The sequence below is a fragment of the Blautia sp. ZXY-1-C6 genome (genome assembly GCF_056339875.1).
Genome location: NZ_JBWJVQ010000011.1, coordinates 1 through 1,665 on the forward strand (window position 1 = coordinate 1; position 1,665 = coordinate 1,665).

2 protein-coding genes are annotated in these 1,665 nt (G+C 40.6%); both read right to left on the reverse strand.

The annotated features are described in order from the left end of the window. Positions 1-568 precede the first annotated feature (568 nt). Positions 569-1,231, reverse strand: a complete 663-nt coding sequence (locus tag AC075J_RS00450) for a DUF6444 domain-containing protein (protein WP_242833632.1) — start codon at positions 1,229-1,231, stop codon at positions 569-571. Between the two features lie 75 nt (positions 1,232-1,306). Beyond that, positions 1,307-1,665: hypothetical protein (locus AC075J_RS00455; RefSeq protein ID WP_476389831.1), on the reverse strand; the 359-nt coding region annotated here is incomplete at its 5' end.

Genomic DNA, 1,665 nt, shown 5'->3' on the forward strand with positions numbered 1-1,665 from the left:
CCCTTCTATCTTCTCAAACAATTGGAGTTGTCTCATAGTATCTGACCCTTGCAGCCTAAATATAACTGGCAATTTCCGTAAAAAGAGAAGCCAGGAAGAAAGAATTCCATCCTATTTTTGTTTCAGCGCCCAATCCGTTCGGGCTGGCAGCAGACTTATATTAGTTGTGGGAAAGAAAATAGAAAACATGTAAATCGTATTTCTGGAATTTCTTTACAAGTCACCTCTGCAAAATTATATTTAGGTCTGGAACACCCATCAGATCGGGAAAACGATAAACAACAATTTTCGCCTCAATATGTTGGTTAAAACAGCCTTTATGAATTTTTCAGAGAACTTTAAGACTTAGTTTATTTACTTTATTCATACTTCATATGGTCTGACCCCAATGTGGTCACAGACATATACCTGACAGTTTTTCCCATTTTCCCTGGCATTTGTACAGTCTGTATGCATGACAGGAGAAAGCAGCATATCTGCGCAGACCTGCGTTCCGCTTCAGTTTTTAAAGCAAACTCCCGGTTTAGTCTGCTTATCATCCCCTTGGAAATATTCAGTTTTCCACCCGTCAGGTCAGACAGAAATCCCCTGCTCTTATCAATGGATGTACAGCATGTACACGTTCACCTGTCTGACTGTTGTAATAAACATCCGCATGGTATTCCGTTACATCCAGTACCATTCGGATATTTACCATCTGCTTTACAATGGTTTTTGCGGTCTTTTTAAAAGTACTGTCTTCCAGGACTTCTTCCGGTGGCGGAAGAAAAATGACTGGCTGTGTGGGCTCCTGTTTCCTGCGGCAGTGGCCTTTATGTCCTGGCTGTCCGCCTGGTTTCCTGCCTGTTTTTTCTCTGCTGTTTGTGATCTTTTTACGCTGCACTGCTTTTGAAGAGGGAATGGAAGAGTTTTCATAATCCCTGTTGATCTGGGCAGTCAGTTTCTGGTGCTTCCCTTTTTCATCTTCCAGCTGGGTCAGGACGTCATATAGCTTATGAAGAAGCTCTTTTTTCTTATCATACAGTTCATCACATTCACGTTCTGCTTTCAGGGCACGCTGCTCAAGCGCCTTTTTCTCTGCCTGCAGCTTTTTTATTTCCCGCAGATGTTCTTTCTGCATATCTTCGAATACTTCAAACCAGTAATTGTGGACACGGATCGTCTCCTGATGGCATCTGCAGATCTCCTGGTCACGCTCTTTGAGCATCCGTTCCAGGGAACGGATGCTCAAACTGTAGACAAACTTACTTTGATGATGTCATCAAAGTAAGTTTGTCTACAGTCTGAAAGGCTCCTTACGGAGCCTTTACTTGCCAGCTATAATTCTGCCTGCATCAAAGCCAAGCAACATCAATTCTATAGCCTGAGCATCAGTTTTTCTAAATTTAAGATAATAATACAATGTGTCTAAGAAATTCGTGAATGCTTCCTTTTTTTCTTTTGTAAGCGGTATGTTTATATTATCTCTTAATATGAAGCTAGCAATACGAGCTAATAAAAATTTCTCATTTATATATAGCCATTTATCATCTTCAAGCTGGGCTTTTAACTGCAGAGGCCGCCTTTTCAAAAGCCAGAACGTTTCGTATGCCTTGATTTTCACCTCATTAATGTGACCTATTTCCTGATAACTTTTTAATCTTTGAATATCAGAATAATAGTCCA